Annotated in this window: 17 protein-coding genes; 1 reads left to right on the forward strand and 16 read right to left on the reverse strand. The window is 59.9% G+C overall.

Translation table 11 applies throughout. The features are described 5' to 3' along the window. Positions 1-18: 18 nt before the first annotated feature. Both ICA15_RS19985 and ICA15_RS19990 read right to left on the reverse strand, forming a co-directional pair. The gene (locus tag ICA15_RS19985; protein ID WP_210554427.1) at positions 19-1692 is read right to left on the reverse strand and encodes a vWA domain-containing protein; all 1674 of its coding nucleotides are present in this window, start codon (positions 1690-1692) and stop codon (positions 19-21) included. A gap of 87 nt (positions 1693-1779) precedes the next feature. Next, positions 1780-2340, reverse strand: coding sequence for a YbhB/YbcL family Raf kinase inhibitor-like protein (locus ICA15_RS19990; protein ID WP_210554428.1), 561 nt, complete (start codon positions 2338-2340; stop codon positions 1780-1782). 139 nt (positions 2341-2479) lie between these two features. On the opposite strand from ICA15_RS19990, the gene ICA15_RS19995 reads away from it, so the two are divergent. Continuing rightward, complete coding sequence (locus ICA15_RS19995; protein WP_210554429.1) at positions 2480-4003, forward strand: FAD-dependent oxidoreductase; 1524 nt, start codon at positions 2480-2482, stop codon at positions 4001-4003. A gap of 102 nt (positions 4004-4105) precedes the next feature. On the opposite strand, the gene pgaD is transcribed toward ICA15_RS19995, so the two are convergent. The 14 genes from pgaD to ICA15_RS20065 form a co-directional block, all read right to left on the reverse strand. After that, positions 4106-4633, reverse strand: a complete 528-nt coding sequence (pgaD, locus tag ICA15_RS20000; RefSeq protein WP_150603962.1) for a poly-beta-1,6-N-acetyl-D-glucosamine biosynthesis protein PgaD — start codon at positions 4631-4633, stop codon at positions 4106-4108. Beyond that, positions 4630-5985, reverse strand: a complete 1356-nt coding sequence (pgaC, locus tag ICA15_RS20005) for a poly-beta-1,6-N-acetyl-D-glucosamine synthase (RefSeq protein ID WP_150603963.1) — start codon at positions 5983-5985, stop codon at positions 4630-4632. Before pgaC ends, pgaD begins: the two co-directional genes overlap by 4 nt. Before the next feature lies 1 nt (position 5986). After that, positions 5987-7984, reverse strand: coding sequence for a poly-beta-1,6-N-acetyl-D-glucosamine N-deacetylase PgaB (pgaB, locus tag ICA15_RS20010; RefSeq protein WP_210554430.1), 1998 nt, complete (start codon positions 7982-7984; stop codon positions 5987-5989). A gap of 12 nt (positions 7985-7996) precedes the next feature. Continuing rightward, complete coding sequence (pgaA, locus tag ICA15_RS20015; RefSeq protein WP_210554431.1) at positions 7997-10477, reverse strand: poly-beta-1,6 N-acetyl-D-glucosamine export porin PgaA; 2481 nt, start codon at positions 10475-10477, stop codon at positions 7997-7999. 255 nt (positions 10478-10732) lie between these two features. Further along, on the reverse strand, positions 10733-12238 hold the full coding sequence (locus ICA15_RS20020) for a YdgA family protein (protein WP_150618388.1): 1506 nt from the start codon (positions 12236-12238) through the stop codon (positions 10733-10735). Positions 12239-12555: 317 nt separating this feature from the next. Next, positions 12556-13191, reverse strand: coding sequence for a hypothetical protein (locus ICA15_RS20025; protein ID WP_042557045.1), 636 nt, complete (start codon positions 13189-13191; stop codon positions 12556-12558). Positions 13192-13283: 92 nt separating this feature from the next. Next, positions 13284-14726 carry an efflux transporter outer membrane subunit gene (locus ICA15_RS20030; protein ID WP_210554432.1) on the reverse strand — a complete coding sequence of 481 codons (1443 nt, stop codon included), beginning with the start codon at positions 14724-14726 and terminating at the stop codon, positions 13284-13286. After that, positions 14723-15610, reverse strand: a complete 888-nt coding sequence (locus ICA15_RS20035) for an HlyD family secretion protein (protein ID WP_047299245.1) — start codon at positions 15608-15610, stop codon at positions 14723-14725. The genes ICA15_RS20030 and ICA15_RS20035 overlap by 4 nt, the downstream gene beginning before the upstream one ends. Next, complete coding sequence (locus ICA15_RS20040; protein WP_007917703.1) at positions 15607-15816, reverse strand: DUF1656 domain-containing protein; 210 nt, start codon at positions 15814-15816, stop codon at positions 15607-15609. Before ICA15_RS20040 ends, ICA15_RS20035 begins: the two co-directional genes overlap by 4 nt. Then, the gene (locus ICA15_RS20045) at positions 15813-17876 is read right to left on the reverse strand and encodes an FUSC family protein (protein ID WP_210554433.1); all 2064 of its coding nucleotides are present in this window, start codon (positions 17874-17876) and stop codon (positions 15813-15815) included. Before ICA15_RS20045 ends, ICA15_RS20040 begins: the two co-directional genes overlap by 4 nt. Continuing rightward, complete coding sequence (locus tag ICA15_RS20050; RefSeq protein ID WP_191626464.1) at positions 17873-18301, reverse strand: MarR family winged helix-turn-helix transcriptional regulator; 429 nt, start codon at positions 18299-18301, stop codon at positions 17873-17875. Before ICA15_RS20050 ends, ICA15_RS20045 begins: the two co-directional genes overlap by 4 nt. 144 nt (positions 18302-18445) lie before the next feature. Next, positions 18446-18727, reverse strand: coding sequence for a type II toxin-antitoxin system RelE family toxin (locus tag ICA15_RS20055; protein WP_150603969.1), 282 nt, complete (start codon positions 18725-18727; stop codon positions 18446-18448). Then, positions 18717-18962: a type II toxin-antitoxin system Phd/YefM family antitoxin gene (locus ICA15_RS20060; protein ID WP_150603970.1), complete on the reverse strand. Its 246-nt coding sequence runs from the start codon at positions 18960-18962 to the stop codon at positions 18717-18719. The genes ICA15_RS20055 and ICA15_RS20060 overlap by 11 nt, the downstream gene beginning before the upstream one ends. Before the next feature lie 92 nt (positions 18963-19054). Continuing rightward, complete coding sequence (locus tag ICA15_RS20065; protein WP_150593777.1) at positions 19055-19300, reverse strand: DUF2789 domain-containing protein; 246 nt, start codon at positions 19298-19300, stop codon at positions 19055-19057. Positions 19301-19320: the final 20 nt, after the last annotated feature.

Consider the following 19320-nt stretch of genomic DNA (forward strand, 5'->3'; position numbering starts at 1 on the left):
AGCCTTTCAGACGACTCACTATTCAATCCGTCGTTCAGTGGGCAGTGCATTCGATGCGGTTGAGTTGCGCAGGCTTTGCGCCAGTTCGACCAGTTGCACAAACTCGTTGCGCAGGCCAAAACGGTCATCGCCACGGGCACCACGGGCCAGCGCTTCGGTGTCCGTCAGGTTGAAATCGCCGGTATAACGACCGTCCTTGAGTTGCTGGGAAAACGCGGCGACCGCCGCAGCAAAACGCAAATCCTCGCTGGCTGGCACAACCTGATTGGCAATCGGCCGCTCGATCAGCAGACTTTTCCCACCTTCAGGCTGTTGATATCGCACACGCAGCATTGCCAACTCCCCATTCTTCTCGGAAACAGCCGCACTCGATTTACCGTAGCGAAGCGGTTCCAGCCAGCCCTTCTCGCCTGCCGGAACAATTTCATACAACGCCGTCACCGCGTGTCCTGCGCCGATTTCGCCAGCATCGACTTTGTCATTACTGAAATCCTCACGCTTCAACGCACGGTTTTCATAGCCGAGCAGGCGATACTCGCTGACTTGCGCGGGATTGAACTCCACCTGCAATTTGACGTTTTTCGCCACCACAGTGAGCGTCGAGCCGAGTTGATCCACCAGCACTTTGCGCGCCTCGCGCAGGTTGTCGATGTAGGCGTAGTTGCCATCGCCGGCATCGGCCAGTTGTTCCATCAAGTGTTCATTGTAGTTATCCACACCAAAACCCAGGGTGGTCAGGGAAATACCGGTTTTGCGTTTATCCACAGCCATTTGTTTAAGGCTGTCGAAGTCGCTGACGCCGACGTTGAAGTCGCCGTCGGTGGCCAGCAGGATGCGGTTGATGCCTTTGGCGATGAACCCCTGTTGTGCCATTTGGTAGGCCAGTTCGATGCCGGACGCACCGGCAGTGGAGCCGCCCGCAGTTAGTTGCTCGATGGCTGTACGAATCTTCGCTTTTTCTCGTCCGGATGTGGGCTCAAGCACCACTCTGGATTCGCCGGCATACACCACCAGCGAAACCCGATCCTGATCACGCAATTGATCCACCAGCAGTTTCAGCGTGCTTTTGACCATCGGCAACCCTTCGCGGCGATCCATCGAACCGGATACGTCGACCAGAAAAACCAGATTGGCCGGGGCCAATTGCGCAACCGCGCGGTCAGAAGCCTTGATGCCGATGCGCAGTAAACGCGTGTGGGGGTTCCACGGCGATGCCGCCAGTTCGGTGGTCACACCAAAAGGTGAGCCATCGCTGGGCAATGCGTAGTCGTAGGGGAAGTAATTGACCATTTCCTCCAGCCGCACCGCGCCTTCCGGTGGCAGGCGTCCCTGATTGAGCAAGCGGCGAACGTTGGCGTAGGCGCCGCTATCCACGTCGGCGCTGAAGGTCGAAACCGGCGTTTCGGCGACGCTGTGGATCGGATTGTCGGCAAGCGCCTGATATTGCTCGCGCTGCTCGTCGCGATAGCCTTGTGGATAACTTTCCCCGGCAGGCATTGCGGCAAAACTGGCAATGGGTGCCGGACGCGCGCTGCGCTTGGCCATGGCACCGTCAGCCATGATCGCTTCATGTTGCACAACGGCTTCAGTCTGAGCCGGTGCAGCAGCGGAATCAGGTTTGGAAGAGACACCGCAACCGCCGATGGCCAGCAAAATACCGACCACTACAGGACGCAAAAGAGGGAGAGACATGGGGGCTGACCTCGGGATGAAATTGATCATTCATCCACTGAGACGGGCAGCCCTTTCATTTCGGGTTAAGCGCCGCTGAAATTTTTTTCAGCGGTGATAACGCCGCACCGCACTGCTGTTGCGCAGCACGTGGCCTTTGATTTTTTCCATCAGTTCGGCACGGGTCAGACCGGCAGGCAAGGCGTCCGGGGCCAGATCCAGCGCGTAGAGCTGGATGATGTAGTGATGCGCGCTGTCGCCGACCGGTGGGCACGGCCCCATGTAATGAGTGTTGCCCTTGCTGTTGGTGCCGCCGACGCCTTCGAAAGCGGATTTGGCACCGACACCCGCAGCAATCTGGTGAGTCGTCGGCTTGATGCCGTAGTGAATCCAGTGATCGACGCCCAGGCCTTTCTGGCCGTCCGGGTCGTGCATGACAATCGCGTAGCTCAGGGTTCCGGGAGGGCCGGCGTTCCAGCTCAGCGCGGGTGACTGGTTCTTGCCGCCGCAACCGGCCGCATCGCTGGCCGCGGCAGAAGTGAACAGACGATTATCGGACACTCCCGGGATGCTCAGGGTGAAGCGCTCCTGGGCCTGCGCCGGAAACTGCACGCAAAGTGCGACGGCAATGGCCGCCAGCCAAGGGTTGAGAGAGGTCAATCGGGTCATTCCGGGAGCACCTTGTGCAGTGGGGCCGTCGTCGGCTTGCAAACTATAGCTGTACCGTTCGTGCCTTGGCAGTAGCAAATGGCTGAACCTCGCACTGCGCCGCAAACTCGTAAGAGAAATGCCCGCGAGGAAGCCGAACATGTCTCTGCACCGTGTCGCCCGTTTCGCCGATGTTCCTGAAGATCGTGGTCTGGAAGTGAAAATCGGCGACTGCAAGATTGTGCTGCTGCGTGCCGCCGGCGAATTACGAGCGTTTCAGGGTGAATGCCCGCATGCCGGCGCGCCTTTGGCTGACGGTGCGTTGTGTCATGGACGGCTGATCTGCCCGTGGCACAAGGCGACTTTCCGCGCCGAAGACGGTGCGCTGTGCGAGCCGCCAGCCCTCGACAGCCTCAAGCGTTATCCGCTGGAGCTGCGTGACGATGAGGTTTGGGTGGATGACCAGCCGATTGCCGATCCGCACATCCCGCCAGCTGACGATACACGCACGTTCGTGATTGTCGGTGCGGGTGCGGCAGGCACCGCGTGTGCGGCGGCGCTGCGAGAAAAGGGTTTTGGCGGCCGCATCACAATGATCGACCGCGAGCCCGATGCCGGGTACGACCGCACGGTGCTGAGCAAATTCGTCCTCGCTGGCGAGATGCCGTCAGAAGAAATCCCAGCGTTGCGTGATGAAGCTTTTTATAGAGAGCAACGTATCGAACGCCTCCAAGGGGAAATCACCTCACTCGATACGCAAGCGAAAACCATTCATTTGAGCAATGGCAACGCGGTGAGTTATGACGCCGCCGTGCTGGCCACCGGCGGCGAACCCAACCCTCTGGAACTGCCCGGCGCCGAACTGCCGCAAGTCTTCGTCCTGCGTTCAAAAGCCCAGGCTGAACAGATCATGAACGCCGCCGCACCCGATCAACGCGCAGTGATTATCGGCGACAGCTTCATCGCTCTCGAATGTGCCTCGGCCCTGCGCCAGCACGGCCTCGACGTCACAGTACTCGCTCGCCACGCGATCCCTTTCGCCGCTCAGTTCGGCGACGCTGTGGGCAAAGCCATCCGCGCCTTGCACGAAGAAAACGGCGTGAAGTTCATCACCGCGCATGAGGCGCAGGAGATCACCGGCAGCGGTAAAGTCGAGGCGGTGCTACTGGACAATGGTTTGCGACTTTCGGCGGATCTGGTGCTGGCCGGCGTCGGCGTACATCCCGCCACCGAAGCTTTTGCGTCACTGCCGAGGGATGAGGATCAATCTCTGCGCGTCGATGCGGGCATGCGTGTGGAAGAAGGTCTGTGGGCCATCGGCGATATCGCCACGTTCCCGCTGAGCGGCCAGCCACAGCGCATCGAACACTGGCGACTGGCCCAGCAACACGCGCGAATCGCCGCCGCCAATATGCTCGGTGGCGACGAGCATTACCTTGATGTGCCGTTTTTCTGGACGTGGCACTTCGGCAAGAACTACGAATACCTCGGCCATGCCGAGCTATGGGATGAGATCGAATTCATGGGTGAACCCGAGCAGCCGCCCTTCATCGGCCTGTTCGGCAAAAACGGTATCGTTGTCGCGGCAGTGGCCTGCGAAAAAGAACGGGCGATGGCGATACTGGCTGAGCGTATGAAGCAACCGTTGCCGATGGACGTGGCCTGGAAACTGATCCGCGAGTAAACACCAATCCCGTGTAGGAGCTGCCGCAGGCTGCGATCTTTTGACGTTAAAAAGATCAAAAGATCGCAGCCTGCGGCAGCTCCTACAGGACCCTAAGTTCATTTATCGGGTCAGCGGCTCGCGGTTGTCGTCATCTTCAGCGTGCAAGAAGATCACCCGCGGATGTTCCAGCGGTGCGAGTGGCGATGGCAATTGCGCTTGTGTCACTGGCCAGAAATGCGTCACCACATGACTGATGTCACCTTCCTGATCGTTGTGGATGGTCATCACCCCGGGCGTGCGCAGTTTTTGCAGACGGTCATCGCAGAGTTTGAAACTCTTGCTCAGCCCTGCATCGTCGATCACCGGTGACGGCAAACGACGCTGAGCGAAGCTTCTGCTTTTGCGCTGTTGATAACGCGCCCATGCAATCAGGATCACGGCGTTGACCACAGCGATCCACAGGTAAATCTGCAACGTGCCCAGCGCATCGAACGCCGAGCTGTCGATGCGCGGCGCGCCGGCGTGGGTTTCTATCAGCGGCCATAGCCCGCGCATCAGCAGAAACAGCAGGCCGACCCAGGCCAGCACGGTGAGGATAACGTCGATCACGACCAGGATTGGCCGCTGGCGGGTCCGGATGATTTTCATTTGATGACTTCCTCTTCGTCGTCGCCGATCGGTTTGATGCCCCGATCAGGACTGACCCAACGCGCACGTTTCTGATGCTGGCCGAACAGCACCTTGGGGAAACTGACCAGCGTGGTCAGCAGACTGATCAACCAGAACACCAGCGGGTACCAGATCACCCAGAACATCGTCCGGCCCAGCCCCGGTTCATAGCGGCGGTCGATGACGATGCTGACCGCAAACTGCACCAGACACACGAACGCCAGCAGCAACCCGGTAAATGCCGGCGGCATCAGGTGGTCCACCGCGATGGCTTCTGGCATGACCACAAATTTGCCGACGCCCCAGAAAATCACCGACAGCAGGAAGGTGAACGCCCAACCGGTCGACAGGCAGTATTCGAACAGCAGCGGCCACAGGTAACGATGGCGGTACTGCCAGATGCCGCGAATGTTCTTGAACAGCACTTCGGCGCCACCCTGTGCCCAGCGCAACCGCTGCTTCCACAGGCCGCCGAGGGTTTCCGGCATCAGAATCCAGCACAGGGCGCGGGGCTCGTAGAAAATGCTCCAGTGGTCGAGTTGCAGCTTCCAGCTGATGTCGATGTCTTCGGTGATCATGTCCGGGCTCCAGTAGCCCACCCGGTTCAGCGCCGAGCGGCGGAACGCGACGATGACGCCGGAGACGGTGAAGATCCGCCCGAACACGCGCTGAGTGCGTTTGATCAAACCGATGATCGATGAGAACTCGCCGACCTGCACCCGTCCGACCAGCGTCGAACGCGTACGAATCCGCGGGTTGCCGGTCACCGCGCCGAGGCGTGCGTTGTCTAGCATCGGCGCGACCAGATAGGCCGCCGTGTTCGGCGCCAGCAGCGCGTCGCCGTCGATGCACACCAGATATTCACTGCGCGCGGCAATCGCGCCCATACGCAGGGCGACAGCCTTGCCCTGGTTTTCCGCCAGGTGCAGGACGCGTAGCCGCGGGTCTTCCTTGGCCAGCCGGTCGAGCACTTCGGCGGTGTTGTCCTTGGAGCCGTCGTTGATCGCGATGACTTCGATGTTCGGGTAATGCTGGGCCAGCGCCGCATGGATGGTGTCGGCGGCGTTGTCGCCTTCGTTGTAGCAAGGGATCAGGATCGAGATCAGCGGCTCGCCTGCCAGTGACGGCGGCAGCGTGTCGTCCTTCCACGGCCAGTGCCGCTCCCAGTGCAGCCAGAAATACAGGCCACCGGCAATCCACAAGCCAGACATGAACAACGGGTAGAAAAACACGAAGTCCATCAGGAACTGGCCGGTGACCAGGAAGATCAGCCCCAGCGGTACGCCGAGGACGAGCGCCAGAACAAGCAGGGCTAACAGTCTATCCAGCATGTCATGGGTTCCATTTGTTGGAGAGTGCAGGCCGTACGGTTTTCAGGTCCGGCAGGTTGTCGAGGAAGTTGTCCGGGTAGTAGCCGAAACTGGTCGCGCCCTGACGCTTGAGGCGGCCCATCCAGTCCGCCAGATGCGCGCCATCGATGTCGGCCTGATCCTTTTTCGTCCAGTCGCGGGCCTGCAATTCGAATACCGTGCGGTTCAGCGCGCCGGGGCGTTTGCTGACGGTTTGCACCAGCGTTTCCAGCCATGGGCCGGACTGTTCCTGAGTCTGTTTTTCCATCAGCGGCATGGCCATCGGCGCCGTCCAGTCGTAGGTCGCGAGGAAGTCATCGAGGTTCTGTGCATACCATTCTTCGCTGTGTGGATTGAGCATCGGCTCGGCGAAGATGTTGCGCGCGGTCTGCACTTGCGGCCCTCGAATGGCGCGGACTTTGGCGGTGAGTTCGTTGGTGAAATCGATCAGGTAACGACTCTTGAAGCGCGTCCAGCGCTGCATTGCCGCCGGGTCATCACGCAGTGCTGCGATCGAACCCGGCAAGCCGTTTGCGGCATACACCTTCAGTGCTTGCGGGCCGGCGTCTTCGAAGTCCGAGAACACGGCATCGTCGTGGTAAAGGATGCCGTCGACCGAAGTCAGGCGCGCCACGTCTTCGTAGATTTCACCAATGATTCGCCGTACTTCCGGATCGAACGGCGACAGGCGTTTGTACTGATCAGGAGCGACCGAGGTGGCACCGGTTTCCGGATCCCAGCGCATGACGCGCGGCAATTTCGAATCGAGAGCAAAACTCAGCACCGGCATCCAGGCGAAGACTTTGACGTGGGCACGGGTGCGCAGTTGCCAGGCCACACGGTCGAAAATATCCGCACGCACCGGCAAATGACGGTTAGGGAAGTACAGCGAGTGCACCAGACCGTCGCCCTGCGGATCGGCGAAGGCTTGCAGGAATACGGTGTTGGCGCCCATGTCGGCCATGCGCTGCACCAGTTTGCCGAGGTTGATGTCCTGCTGCACCGGGTCCGGGTCGTAGACGTTGTCCAGATCCACGTGCACCACGCGCATGGCGAAATCCGCCTGTGCCGAGACAATGCTGTTGGCGAAATGCGTGCCGTCAGGATCGGAGGCGACGAGGAAGCGCGGGCTGCTCATCAGGTTGTCGAGGGCGTCGAGACCGTCGTCGAGGGTCAGGGCCATTTCGTAGCCCTCCTCGCCTACCACGGTCAGCGAAGTGCCGTCCGCCGCGCCATATGGCCAGACCCAGACCCGCGGTTTGTAACCGGTGGCCTTGCGGATTTTTTCCGAGATATTGCTGACGTCGGTGCGAATCCGCGCCTGGAAATCGGCCTCGGATTCATAGCGTTTGGTCAGCGGATCATAGCGTCGGGTCGCGGCAGCAGGCTGCAGGTTGCCTTGCGGGTTGGCGAGGATGCCTTTGTGGTTGGCATCGGTGTGGGCGGCGATTTCCACCAGCCCGGACCTGGAGATCTCGCGTACCTGCTCCCAGGTCAGGAAGTCGGAGCGCGCGCGCGGCGTACCGGCAAAATCCACTGGCTGGTTCAGCGGCGTGTCGATCCAGCTGCCGACCGGCGCCAGCAACGCGTGCCAGTTATAGGCGCGCAACACTGGGAGCACGCGGGTGTAAAAGCTTGAATATCCGTCGTCGAAACTGAGCAGAATCGCCTTCGCCGGCAACTCTGGTCCGCCCTTGCGTGCGGCCATGATCTGGTCGACCGTGACCGGTTTGTAGTTGTTCTCCCGCAGCCAGGCGAGCTGTTCGATCATGCGCTCGGTGCGCACCGCCACCACGGCCTGATCGGGATCAAGATCTTCGACATCGTGATAAGCGATGCCGAGCACGTGATTCTTCGGCCACGGTTTTTCACTGGCCGCCACCGGGCGCTCGGAGGGCGGTGTGAAGGCCGGGGCTTGCTGGGCGCAAGCGCTGACCAGCAGCGCTCCCAGCAGAAGGATGAAACGCGAAATAAAAGGCATCTTCAAACTCTTCTAGAAGCGGAAAGTGAGGTCGACGAGCAGACGCAGATCGGTCTCCCGATCGCCGTCATAGGGCCGGTTGATCACACTGAACAAACCGCCCACCTCGAACACGTCGTTCCAGGCATAACGCTGGCCGTAGCCGAGCAACGCCATGCCGCCGGTGCCGTGATTACGCTGGCTGTACGTACCCGCACCCGCCTGGAACTGCTGGCTCCAGGAGGTTTCGTAACGGTGGTAGAGCACGTGATTGACGTTGATCAGCGGCATCACACTGAAGTCGGATTTGGGGTTGAAGTACGGCACGTCATCGGATTTGGAGTTGTGGCTGGTGCCGACTTCCAGGCCCGCATCGACTTGCACGTTCGGCGCGCTGTAGACGCCTTCGCGTCCGGTGAGCAAGGCTTCGACGCGGTTGTTGCCATCACTGAAGTGCGACGGGCTCACCGACAGCCGCCACTCGCGGCTTTCGTTGGCGCGCCAGCGGATAAACCCGCTGCCACCGTTGGCCTTGATGTCGCTGTTGAGCGCGCGCAACGGCGTCTCCGCCGAGAGGTATTCAAGGCTGCCGCCGTACTGCCAGTTGTCATTGATGTCGCGGGCGATCGCCAGTCGCGCACCCTGTTTGTCGCCGAAGCCATAATCGTGATTGGAGATTTCGGCTTCGAGGGTCATGTCGCGGGTGCGACGCTCCAGACCGACTCGTTGAAAACGGTGATGGCCAGTGCCTTCGGCGAAGTCGCCAGTGGCATAACCGGCACCGGCGAACACGCGCCAGTCCTCGTCAATCGGCGGGCTGTACAACGTAGTCTGGATACCGAAATCGCGACTGCCACTGACCGCGCCGCCATCGCCGCCGCTACCGCCATTGGCCTTGCCGCCGTAGGCTTCTACTCGCAGTTCGGACATGTCGTGGACTTCACGCTCACGGGCCAGACGCTGCACCTGACGGTTGTCCGGATAACGCGCGACCACATCGTCGGTCAGCGCATCCATCTGCCGCCATTCCTGCAACTGCATGGCGGTGCGGGCCTGAGCAACTTCCAGGCCCATGTCGCGCGGCACCATGCTTTCGGTGTCCTTGAGCTGGATTTCAGCGCGACGTGGCCAGTTGCGGGCCAGGTACAGGTCGGCTTGAGCCAGGCGCAAACCGACGTTGCCCGGCGCCTGATCGACCAGCGTCTGCAAACGCTCTTCGCCATGGGGCAGGTCGGAGCCATAGGTACCGGCCTGCGCTGCGAGTTGCTGGGCGTCCATCCATTCATCGTTTGGGTTGCCTATTGGCAAGCCCTTGAGTTCAACGCGTGGGCGCTGGGACTTGGCCAAGTCTTCGGCGACTTTGCGCGCTTCGTCGGCGCGGTCACTTTCAAGCAGCGAGTAGTACAGCGCAGTGGTGTCTTCCAGACGATCACCGACATCGGCGTCCGGCGCCGACAGCACTTGGCGATACAGATCAGAGGCTATTTCTGGCTCGCGCTGGTCCAGATAGGCTGCGGCCACCCAGCGCTGGGCGTAGGTGGGAATCTTCACGCCTTCGGCTTGCAGTTTCTGGTATTCGCTGATGATGTCGGCGGTACGCGCCCGGGCCTTGAGCGCGCCCATGCGGTCGATGCGCCAGCGGGTCACGTCGTCTTTGGCGCTGGCGTCGGGCGTCCAGGTGGCGAGCAGTTTGTCGTAATCGGCCAAGGCACGGTCGGCGATCACGTAGCGTTCTTTTTCGCTGCGAGTCGCGAGTTCAGCGAGGCGCACGCGTTCGGCAGCCAGATCGCCTTCGAGGCGACGCAGGGTGACCGGATCGATCAACCCCGGACGCTGATGGGCCAGGCGCAGTGCCGGTTCCGGCAGACGCGCCTTTTGCAGCGCGACCACGTATTCGCGGGCGACTTCCGGTTTGTTGCCAGCGCGGATGAAGGCCTGATCGTATTCGAACAAGGCGTCATATTGCTTGCCGGCACGGCTAAGCGCGTAGCCCAATGCCAAACGGCGCGAAGGATCATCAGGCTTGGCGGCGACCAGCGCTTTGGCGCGAGTTACGGCTTGATCGGGTTGGCCGGCGTCAGCCTGAGTCAGGGCCAGACCCAGTTGCAGGTCGGCGTTGTCCGGCTCCAGCGCCAAGGCCTTGTTGTAGACCTGTGTCGCCTGATCCCAACGTTTGAGGTTGCGATAGGCGCGAGCAGTGGCCGTCAGCGCCTGAATCGGCAGCACGCGGGCGCGGCCCTGGGTTTCATAGACCTGCACCACTTCGGCGTCGAGCCCGGCCCAACTGGCAATTTGCAGGTGATCGCTGATCTGTCCGGTGGTCGCCTGACCCGGCGGCACCTGACGCAGCACCGTCAGCGCAGGCGTGGTTTGCCCGGCACGGGCGTCGCGCACCATCTGATCATAGGGTGCATCGGCAAACGCGAGAGCCGGCCAAAGTAATTGGCTGCACAGCGCTACGCGGAACAAAGGGCGTAAACCACGATGCAATACGGGAACATCAATACGCGGCATTCGTCAGCATCCTTACATGGCTAGCCGGGTCTCAATGCCCTCCTTGCCCATTCGTAACGGAGCCGAGCCAACAACGCTCGGCCAAGCTTAGTCAGGCAGTTTGCACGCAAGCGCTGAGCAAAATCCGGAACACAATAATTGTTCAGAATCGTGATGGCGGCTTGGCAGGAGCGCTGAAAACCCGAACACCAGACAGCAAAACGCCCGGCGTCTGTGCAAGACAGAGGCCGGGCGTTTGCTGTTAAGGGCGCAGTATTACTGCACTTGCGTGACGCCCGCGAACTTGTTCATCAGGAAGGCGACAAACTGCTCGACGGTCATTTTCTGGCCGTTGAATTCCACCTGATTGGCGGCGTAATGCAGCTTGGTCACGACATTGGTGCCATCCACGGTCGCCAACTGCGAACCGACGGCCATGCCCGAGAACATGTCGGCCGCACCGCTGGCCTGATCGACGATAGCTTTGGCGTCGGTCTGACCATCAAGCTGCGCCTGGACGCTGAGCAGATCGATCAGCATTGGCTTGGACACGACGATATTGAGATCGAGCAACGCGATCAGCTGTTTGCCCAGTTGATCCGGTGGCAGGTCCATCGATTGCGGCTTGGTCAGGTCGATCACCAGATTGGCGCGACTTTCACCATTGGCGGTTTTCAGAGAGAGGTTCTCCAGCGCCACTTGCGGACCAGCCGCCAGCAGCTTTTGCAGGTCGGCTTTGACCTGAGCCGATTCGGCTTCGGTCAGGTTCAGTTCCGGCGCCGGCAAGCCTGCTTCTGCAGCTTCGGCAGCGGCTTTTTCGTAAGGCTGCAATTTGGTCTGATAGATCTGCATCAGCGACATTGTCGACGGAATGTCGAGGTTCTTCAGGCTGAATGCCAGGTTGGCCGAACCGATTTTCTTGTCGTTGAGGGTGACTTCGTCAACCTTGTAATCGGCGCGACCGGACGCATTACTGCCGCTTTCTTCGGTGAGGTTCTTCATCTCGAAGCCCTTCACGCCGAGCACCGATTGCTTGGTGCCGAAGGTGGTTTTGCTGTTGGTCAGTTCCAGGGTGTTGGCGCCGGTGTAGTAGCCGAAGCTGCTCTTGGCGAGGTTGCTGGCCAGGGTCAGACCGTTGAGTTCGATCTGCACGGGCGCCTGGTCTTCAGCCACGGTGACCAGTTTCAGGCTGTCCATGTAACCGTCAGCCTTGACCTTTTGCGCTTGGGCGCTGGCGGAAATATTCATGGTCAGGCCGGAGAATTTCAGGCTCGATTGCGCATCCAGTGCGGTTTCCAGTGGCAGCAGGTCGATGGTGCTGGTGGTGGATTCGTCGTAGCCGATGTTGGTCACGCCTTTGAGCGGTGCTGCACCCTTGGTCGCGGCGAACCATTTTTCGGTGGCCGGGTTCTTTTCCAGCTCGTAATTGCTGGTGGCCATGACCGGCAGCCACTTCAGCGACACCAGACGCGAGAACGGCAGCGGGCCGTGCTCGATGTGGTCGACAAACAGCAGCTCGACCGGCGCATCGCCAAACAACTCGCCTTCACCTTTGAGTCGATAGTGCGCGGTGCTGGTGAACGTGTGGCGCTCCAGCGACACCAGTTCCAGCGACGCCGTGCCATTGGAGCCGGCCATCGCGGTTTGCAGTTCTTTGTTGGCGTTGGTGACGGCGTTGTTCAGTACGCCTTCGATCTTGGTCCCGGTGTACCAGGCCCCGCCTGCGCTGATCGCACCGATAGCAACAACAATTCCGAGTAGCACGCCTGCTGATTTATTCATGAATGACCTGATCGATTTCCGTGGCTGAAAGTGTGGTCGTCTTCCCTGAACCCGTGACCGGGTTACGGCTCGACTCCGCTTGAATTAGCGGTGGAGATTAGCACTGGGCACGGGATACGGCCCAATGTTTAAAGGTGAAAGAGTGTCTATGGGGAGTGTGGACAGTCGACAGGCTGGAAGAGTTTCGCTGTTTTTGCAGACGCTATCGCTGGCAAGCCAGCTCCCACAGAGACTTGGGTGATCACAAAAATTGTGAACACCACAAAAACCTGTGGGAGCTGGCTTGCCAGCGATGAGGCCCGTTGATTCAAAGGAGATCAGGAATACTGAACCTCGATCTCATCGAGCTGATGATCAAAGCTCTTCAACCGCGCAGTCCAGGTATACACCAGCACTTCAAAATCCCGATCGATCACCGCGCCACTCGGGCCATCGGCGCGCGGATCGCAGTAATCCAGTTGATAGCGTTCGCGGGCCATGGCCGTGGCGACATCGGACAGTTCGCGGGCATTGTTCAGCCAATGCCAGCCCTCATCGTCGAACTGCTTGTCGAGTTCCAGGCATTGCTTCTTCAGCGCTTCGAGGCTTTTTTCCAGCGGCGTGCCGGTGAGTTCGCCCATGACCTCGGCGAAGGTACGCCCGGGTTGCCAGTAGCTGCCCCAGAAATATCGGTCGAACACGGTTTCGACCCGGCGCAGGGCGACTTTGGTGTCCCAGATCAGCACCAGGGTCTTGCCTCGTTCAAGCTGTCGTTTCTTGACTCGCTGAACCTGCAGAGACGCCCAGGCCACCACGACGATTGCCATCACCGCGATCAACGCCACAGCGCTGTCGAGGAAAATCATCGCCTTGTCGATCTGGTGGGCCAGCATGATGCCGTAAAAATAAGTGGCCGAAAGCAGCACCAGCGCTGCCAACGAGCACCAGAAGCCGAGAGCGTAAGGGTTTTTCATTATTGGTTTCCCCTAGACCAGCGCTAGCAATGTGCGCTGAAGGGACGCTTTGCACGGGGCGCCCTTTCAACACTTCAAGCATAGCTACGGCGTCAGGGTTTGCTCGGGCTTGAGGCTTGCGTTCGTCCGCTTTCCCAACCGCCGCCGAGGGCGAGGAACAAATCGATCTGGCTCATGGCGACTTGAGTGTTGGCAGCGGCCAGTTGCGCGGTGACATCGGTGTAGGTGCGTGTTGCTTGCAGGTCGGCGAGGAACGACTCGCGGCCGGCCTGGAAGAAGCGGTGCGTCTGGTCTGCAGCCAGTTTCGCCGATTGCTCGGCATCGGCCAGTGCATCACGACGCTGCAACAAGGCAGTGTACTGAGCCAGCCCCGTTTGGGTTTCGCGAATGGCGTTGAGCACCACGCCGTCGAAATGCGCCAGTGCGCCTTGTGTCGCCGCTTCGGCTTCGCGAATGCGCGCACGGGCGCCGTTGGTCGGCACCTTCCAGCTCAGCGACGGGCCGAAGCCCCAACGGTTGGTCGATGGATCGCCCAAATCGTCGATAAGACCGACGGTGCCAATCGTCGCGCCAATGCTGATGTCCGGGTACAACTCGCCGGTGGCGACACCGATCCCGGCGGTCGAAGCAGCCAGCCGCCGTTCGGCCTGGCGAATATCAGGGCGGCGCTTGAGCAACGCGGCGCCATCACCGACCGGCACCAATTGCGCGATTTTCGGTAGCTCGGCGCAGGTCGTTGTGCCCGTCGGCAATTGATCAACGGGTTTGGCCAGCAGCATCGACAGACGAAACAACCCAGCCTGACGTGCCGCTTCGTAACGTGGCAGGTCAGCGCGCAGAGATTTGAATTGGGTTTGCGAGCGGGTGACCTGGGTTTCGTCGCCACGTCCGGCATCACGCAAGCGTTGGGTCAGCGTGGTGCTTTGCGCTTGCAGATCGAGAGAATGCTCTGCGATTTCCCGCTCCTCATTCGCTGCACACACCTGGGTATAGGCGCGAACCACGTCAGCCACCAACGTGATCCGCGCGGTGTCCGCTGCCGCCTGGGTCGCATCGGCGTTGGCCTTCGCGCCTTCGATGCCGCGTTGCAAGGTGCCCCACAGATCGAATTGATAAGAAGCGCTGATGCCGATATCGCCGACGTTATCGACCGGGACTTTTTCCGGCAGCAGGAACGCCTGACCGGATTCCTGCAATCGCTGCGCGCCCATTTTTACACCAGCGCTCCAGCCACCCGCCGCTTCGGCCTCATCGACCTGCGCGCGGGCCCGCGACAGGTTCGCCGCCGCCACGCGCAGATCCGTGTTGGAGGCCATGGCCTGCTGCACCAGTTGATCCAGACGTGGGTCCTTATAAAGGCGCCACCAGTCAGCCGGCACTGGCGCCGACACCACCGGTTTGCCAGCCACCGCCAGTTCGCCCTGAATGTCTTTGCGCTGAACAGCCGCCTCATCGGGCACCTGGTAATCCGGCCCGACCATCTGACAGGCCGAGAGCATGACGCCCAACCCGGCGATCATCAGGGCCTTGTTCATTGCTCGGGCTCCTGTTTCCTGTCGTCAATGATCGACACCGTGGCGGTCCGCCCGGCGATCATGCGGAAGTCTGCGGGCACCTCATCGAAGGCAATGCGCACCGGAATCCGCTGCGCCAGTCGCACCCAACTGAACGCCGGATTGACGTTCGGCAGCAGATTGCTGCCGCTGCTGCGGTCGCGGTCTTCGATGCCGGCGACGATACTTTCGACATGCCCGCGCAGCCGCGCACGGTCGCCAATCACACGGATATCCACCGACTGGCCGACATGAATGCCGTCGAGTTTGGTCTCTTCAAAATAGCCGTCGATGTGGAAGGAATTGCTGTCGACCAGCGACAGCACCGGACGCCCGGCAGTGACGAATTCCTGAGGACGCGGCGCACGGTCGTTGACGTAGCCATCCACCGGACTACGGATTACCGAGCGATCAAGGTTGAGCTGAGCGCTGTCCACGGTCACCAGCGCTTCGGCCAGCGCCGATTGCGCACGGGCGACACGCGACTGGCTCGCTTCCAGTTGCTCGGCCGGCACCAGATTGCCCAATCCACGGTTTCGCTTGGCTTCACGTTGCGCTTGCGCCAGGGTTTCTTCACGATCCGCGACCGCGGCTTTAGCCTGGCGCAGGGCCAGTTTGAAGCGGTCCTGGTCGATGCTGAACAGCACCTGGCCGCGCTTGATCAACTGGTTATCCTTCACCTCGACCTGCTGGATCAGCCCGGAAACATCCGGGGCGATCTGGATGATGTCGGCGCGAATGTGGCCGTCGCGGGTCCACGGCGCGAACATGTAATACATCACCATGCGCCAGACGAGGACAACGGCAAAAGTCACGATCAGCAGGGTCAGTACCACGCGACCGATGGTCAAAAACGGTTTTTTCATGTCATCAGGTATCGACTGAGTGAGTCCACGCCGTAGAGAAGTACGGCGTAGAGCGCCACGTTGAACAATGCCCGGTGCCAGACCAGACGGTAAAAGTGCACGCGCGTGAGCACGGCATGCACCAGCAAAAACAGCACATAAGTGATGCCCATCAACACCAGCAGGGTCGGCAGGAAAATGCCGCTGATGTCCAGATCACCGATCATAGGGGCGCTCCATCGGGCAGCGGTTCTTCGGGCTCGGCGCTGGAAACGAATTCAACGCCGGGCAGCAATGCCAGACGCAAACCGCTCAGGGCGTGCAACAGGTGTAGCCGGGTTTCTTCGTCGCCGTGGCCATTGAGCGCACGGCGGGTGCGGTCCAGGGTCATCAGCAAAGGGCTCGGCGCCGGCAGACGTTCACCAGCCTTGAGGCAAGCGCGGAAATACCCGCCGACCTCGCTTACCACTTGCTGCAACAGTGCCTTGGGTACGCCGGTCATCCGCGGGGTGTAGGCAAGCAAGTCGAGCAGGTTCAGGCCCACTCGTACTTCGCGCATGGCAATGCCGGTGTCCTGGCCAGTCAGCGCTAGACGCGGCAGGTGCTGCATCAGCCGATCAAGCAACTGCACGCCCAACTTGCGGTGTTCAGCGAGACTGGCCGGCTCGGTCATGTCGACAATGTCTTTCCAACTGAAGCGGGTCAGCCGTTTGGCTGCCAACTCGGCACCAAACGGACGCGCCACCAGCGTCCAGATGAACGCGAACAACAGGCCGATCGGCCCCGCCAGATTGGAGTTCACGAAGGCAAAAAAGTCTGCGTCGTAAGCCCCCTGAATACTGATGAACGACGAGGTGTTGACCAGCGTCAGCAGCATGCCGAGGTAGAAACGCGGCTGTACCGTCAGGGTGCCAACGCAGATAAACGGGACGGCAAACGCCAACACCAGCATCGGAAAATCGTGCAGGTTCGGCAGAATCAAAAACAGATACAGGCTGGCGAACAGCACCGACATGCCGGTCCAGAAAAAGAACCGGTAAATCTGCGGCGCCGGGTCGTCCATCGAGGCGAAGAAGCTGCACGCTACTGCCGCCAGAATCACCGCACTGCCGCCATCCGGCCAGCCGAGCAGAATCCACAGCACCGAGGCGACGATGATCGCCAGAATCGTTGACGCCACCGAATAGAGCATCAGCCCACGGTCGATAAACGGCGTCAGACGGCCGAGGCGCCAGTGGCGATAGACCGCGCGCCAGCTGTCCTGGCGCTCGCAGAGAATCGCGTCTTGCAGACTGCGGCAGTCTTGCCACAAATCGATGAATTCGCCGAGGCGATAAATCGCGTTGGAAAACAGTAATTGCTTGCGGTCTTCAAGTGCTTCGGCGCTTGGCTGCAAGGCTTCGAGCTGATCTTTGAGTGCCTGCCAGCGGTCGAGATCGGCGTCGTTATGATCGAGCCATTCACGGGTCGCGGCCAGCAGCGGTGCGAATTTTTCCACCAGTTCCGGGGTGCGTCGTTCGAGGGCGTAGAGCGAGTCTTCGAGGGCATCGATCACCGGTAACAGGTGGATCATCCGCCCACGCAGCTCCTTGGTATTACGCACGGTTTGCGGCCGCGAGCCTTCGTGGGGCAACTGGCCGATCATCAGTTCGAGACTATTGAAACTGGCGACCATCGCCATGCGTAAAGCAGTGACTTCTTCGGGCTGCACGTCGCGGCTGAGAAATTTCAGGCTGTAGGTCGACGCGTCGGCGAACCATTTGCCCACGGCGTCGTTGAACACCGGCGCAAGGCGACGTGGCCAGAACATCGCACCCACGACGGCAGCGACGGCAATGCCGAGGAAAATCTCTTCGGTACGCGCTTCCGCCACGTCCCACACCGCCAGCGGGTTATCCACCACCGGCAAGGCAATCAGCGGCAGCGTGTAACCGGCCAACATCAATGCGTAACTGTTGGCGGTGCGTAAATGCAGCGACAGGAACAGCAAAATCCCCGTCCACAAGGCGATGACTACCACCAGTACAAAAGGGCTCTGGACGAACATCGGCACAAAAAACACCGCCGCCGCCGCACCGAGAAAAGTACCGATGGCGCGGTACAACGCCTTGGAACTGGTCGGGCCCAGAAATGGGCTGGAAACGATGTACACCGTGGCCATCGCCCAATAGGGACGCGGCATTTGCATGAGCATGGCGATGTACAGCGCGAGCATCGACGCGGCAAACGTGCGGATCCCGTAGAACCAGTCCCGGGCCGGCGGAATGCCAGTGAAAAAACCGTTCAAGAATTAACCACCACGGGCGGATTGGCCGCCTCAAAAGCTCTGAGTACTCGAAGCGTAGCCTCCAGATCACTCTGGTCGATGCCTTCGAGTACTTCGTGACGCAGACGCACCAATTCGACTTCCACCGCTTGCACCAGCTCACGACCGGTGTCGGTCAGGCTCAGGCACTTGGCGCGGCGATCCTGTGTGTCTTCAGTTCGGCAGACGTAACCGGAGTGGCACAACTGATCAAGCAGTCGCACCAGCGACGGACTCTCCATCCCGGCCGCCTGCGCCACTTGCACCTGACGCACACCTTCGCCCAACCGCCCGATCATCAACAACGGGACGGCGCAGGCTTCGGAGATTCCATAGTTGACCAGCGTGGTCTGGCAGATCTTCCGCCAATGCCTGGCGGCCACCACCATGGCACTGCTGATGTTCATTTGGAGAGCGTCGAGGGAATTTGGCACGGGGAAATGCACACTGTTAGTTTGCTAACTATCAATATCGCATTGGAGGGGAAATTCAGTCAAGTTTTGAAACAAATTGACCGTTCAGCCATGGAGAAATGGATTGGCTGGATGTACTCAGCGTTTTTTTGCATTTTCGTACACATTGCTGCGCTCGCGTTTGCCTACCGCAACGACAGAAACGACGACGCGCTCTTCGATTACTTGATAAACCAAACGGTAACCAGATGCCTTGAGTTTGATTTTGTAGCAATCAGTCATTCCGTGGAGCGCATCAGCCGATACTCTTGGCAGCATCAATCTTTCGGCGAGTTTCTTTTTGAATTGATCTCGAAGCGTATGACCGAGCTTGTTCCACTCTTTATGAGCAGATGGCAAAAATTCGAGCTTATAGGTCATCCAGGCTTACCGGTACGGGTGTCTCATGGCTGCGGGCACGCACGATCTCAGCCAACTCCAGATCATCGAGCCGCTCCATCATTGCCTCGTAAACATCAGCTGGCACCATGTAGCCCATTACGCGATTGTGGTTCAGAACGGCCACCGCTCCACCATGTGCGCCGCTTAGTACTGCAGATGGGTTTTTCTTCAACTCGGAAACACTGACAGCCATATCGGCCAGAACGTTTTGCATAATTAAGACCTCATTTGAGGTCGTTATATTGGTCCAATTTTAGATCACAGACAATCGTAAAAACGATAAGGCTACAAGCGGTCATCATTCAGTCATCCCTGCCGCCCCTTCCGCAACAACACATTCAACTGATCCACCACTTCCGCCCAGTCCGCATCATCAAGAATCTCGTCCCGCAAAAACTCCGCCTGGCTTTCGCTCCAGAAAAACGCGTCCGCCAGATGCAGCTCTGGTTTGAGGGGGGAATGGGTGGCGATGAATTGGTCGATGCTGACCGGGTCGTTGTCCAGGCCCAGTTGTTTGAATAGCGATGGGAGGCTGTGGTTTGGATTTTCCATTGATGAATTCCTTGGATGAC

The sequence above is a fragment of the Pseudomonas sp. P116 genome (genome assembly GCF_020149425.1).
GTDB lineage: Bacteria > Pseudomonadota > Gammaproteobacteria > Pseudomonadales > Pseudomonadaceae > Aquipseudomonas > Aquipseudomonas anatoliensis.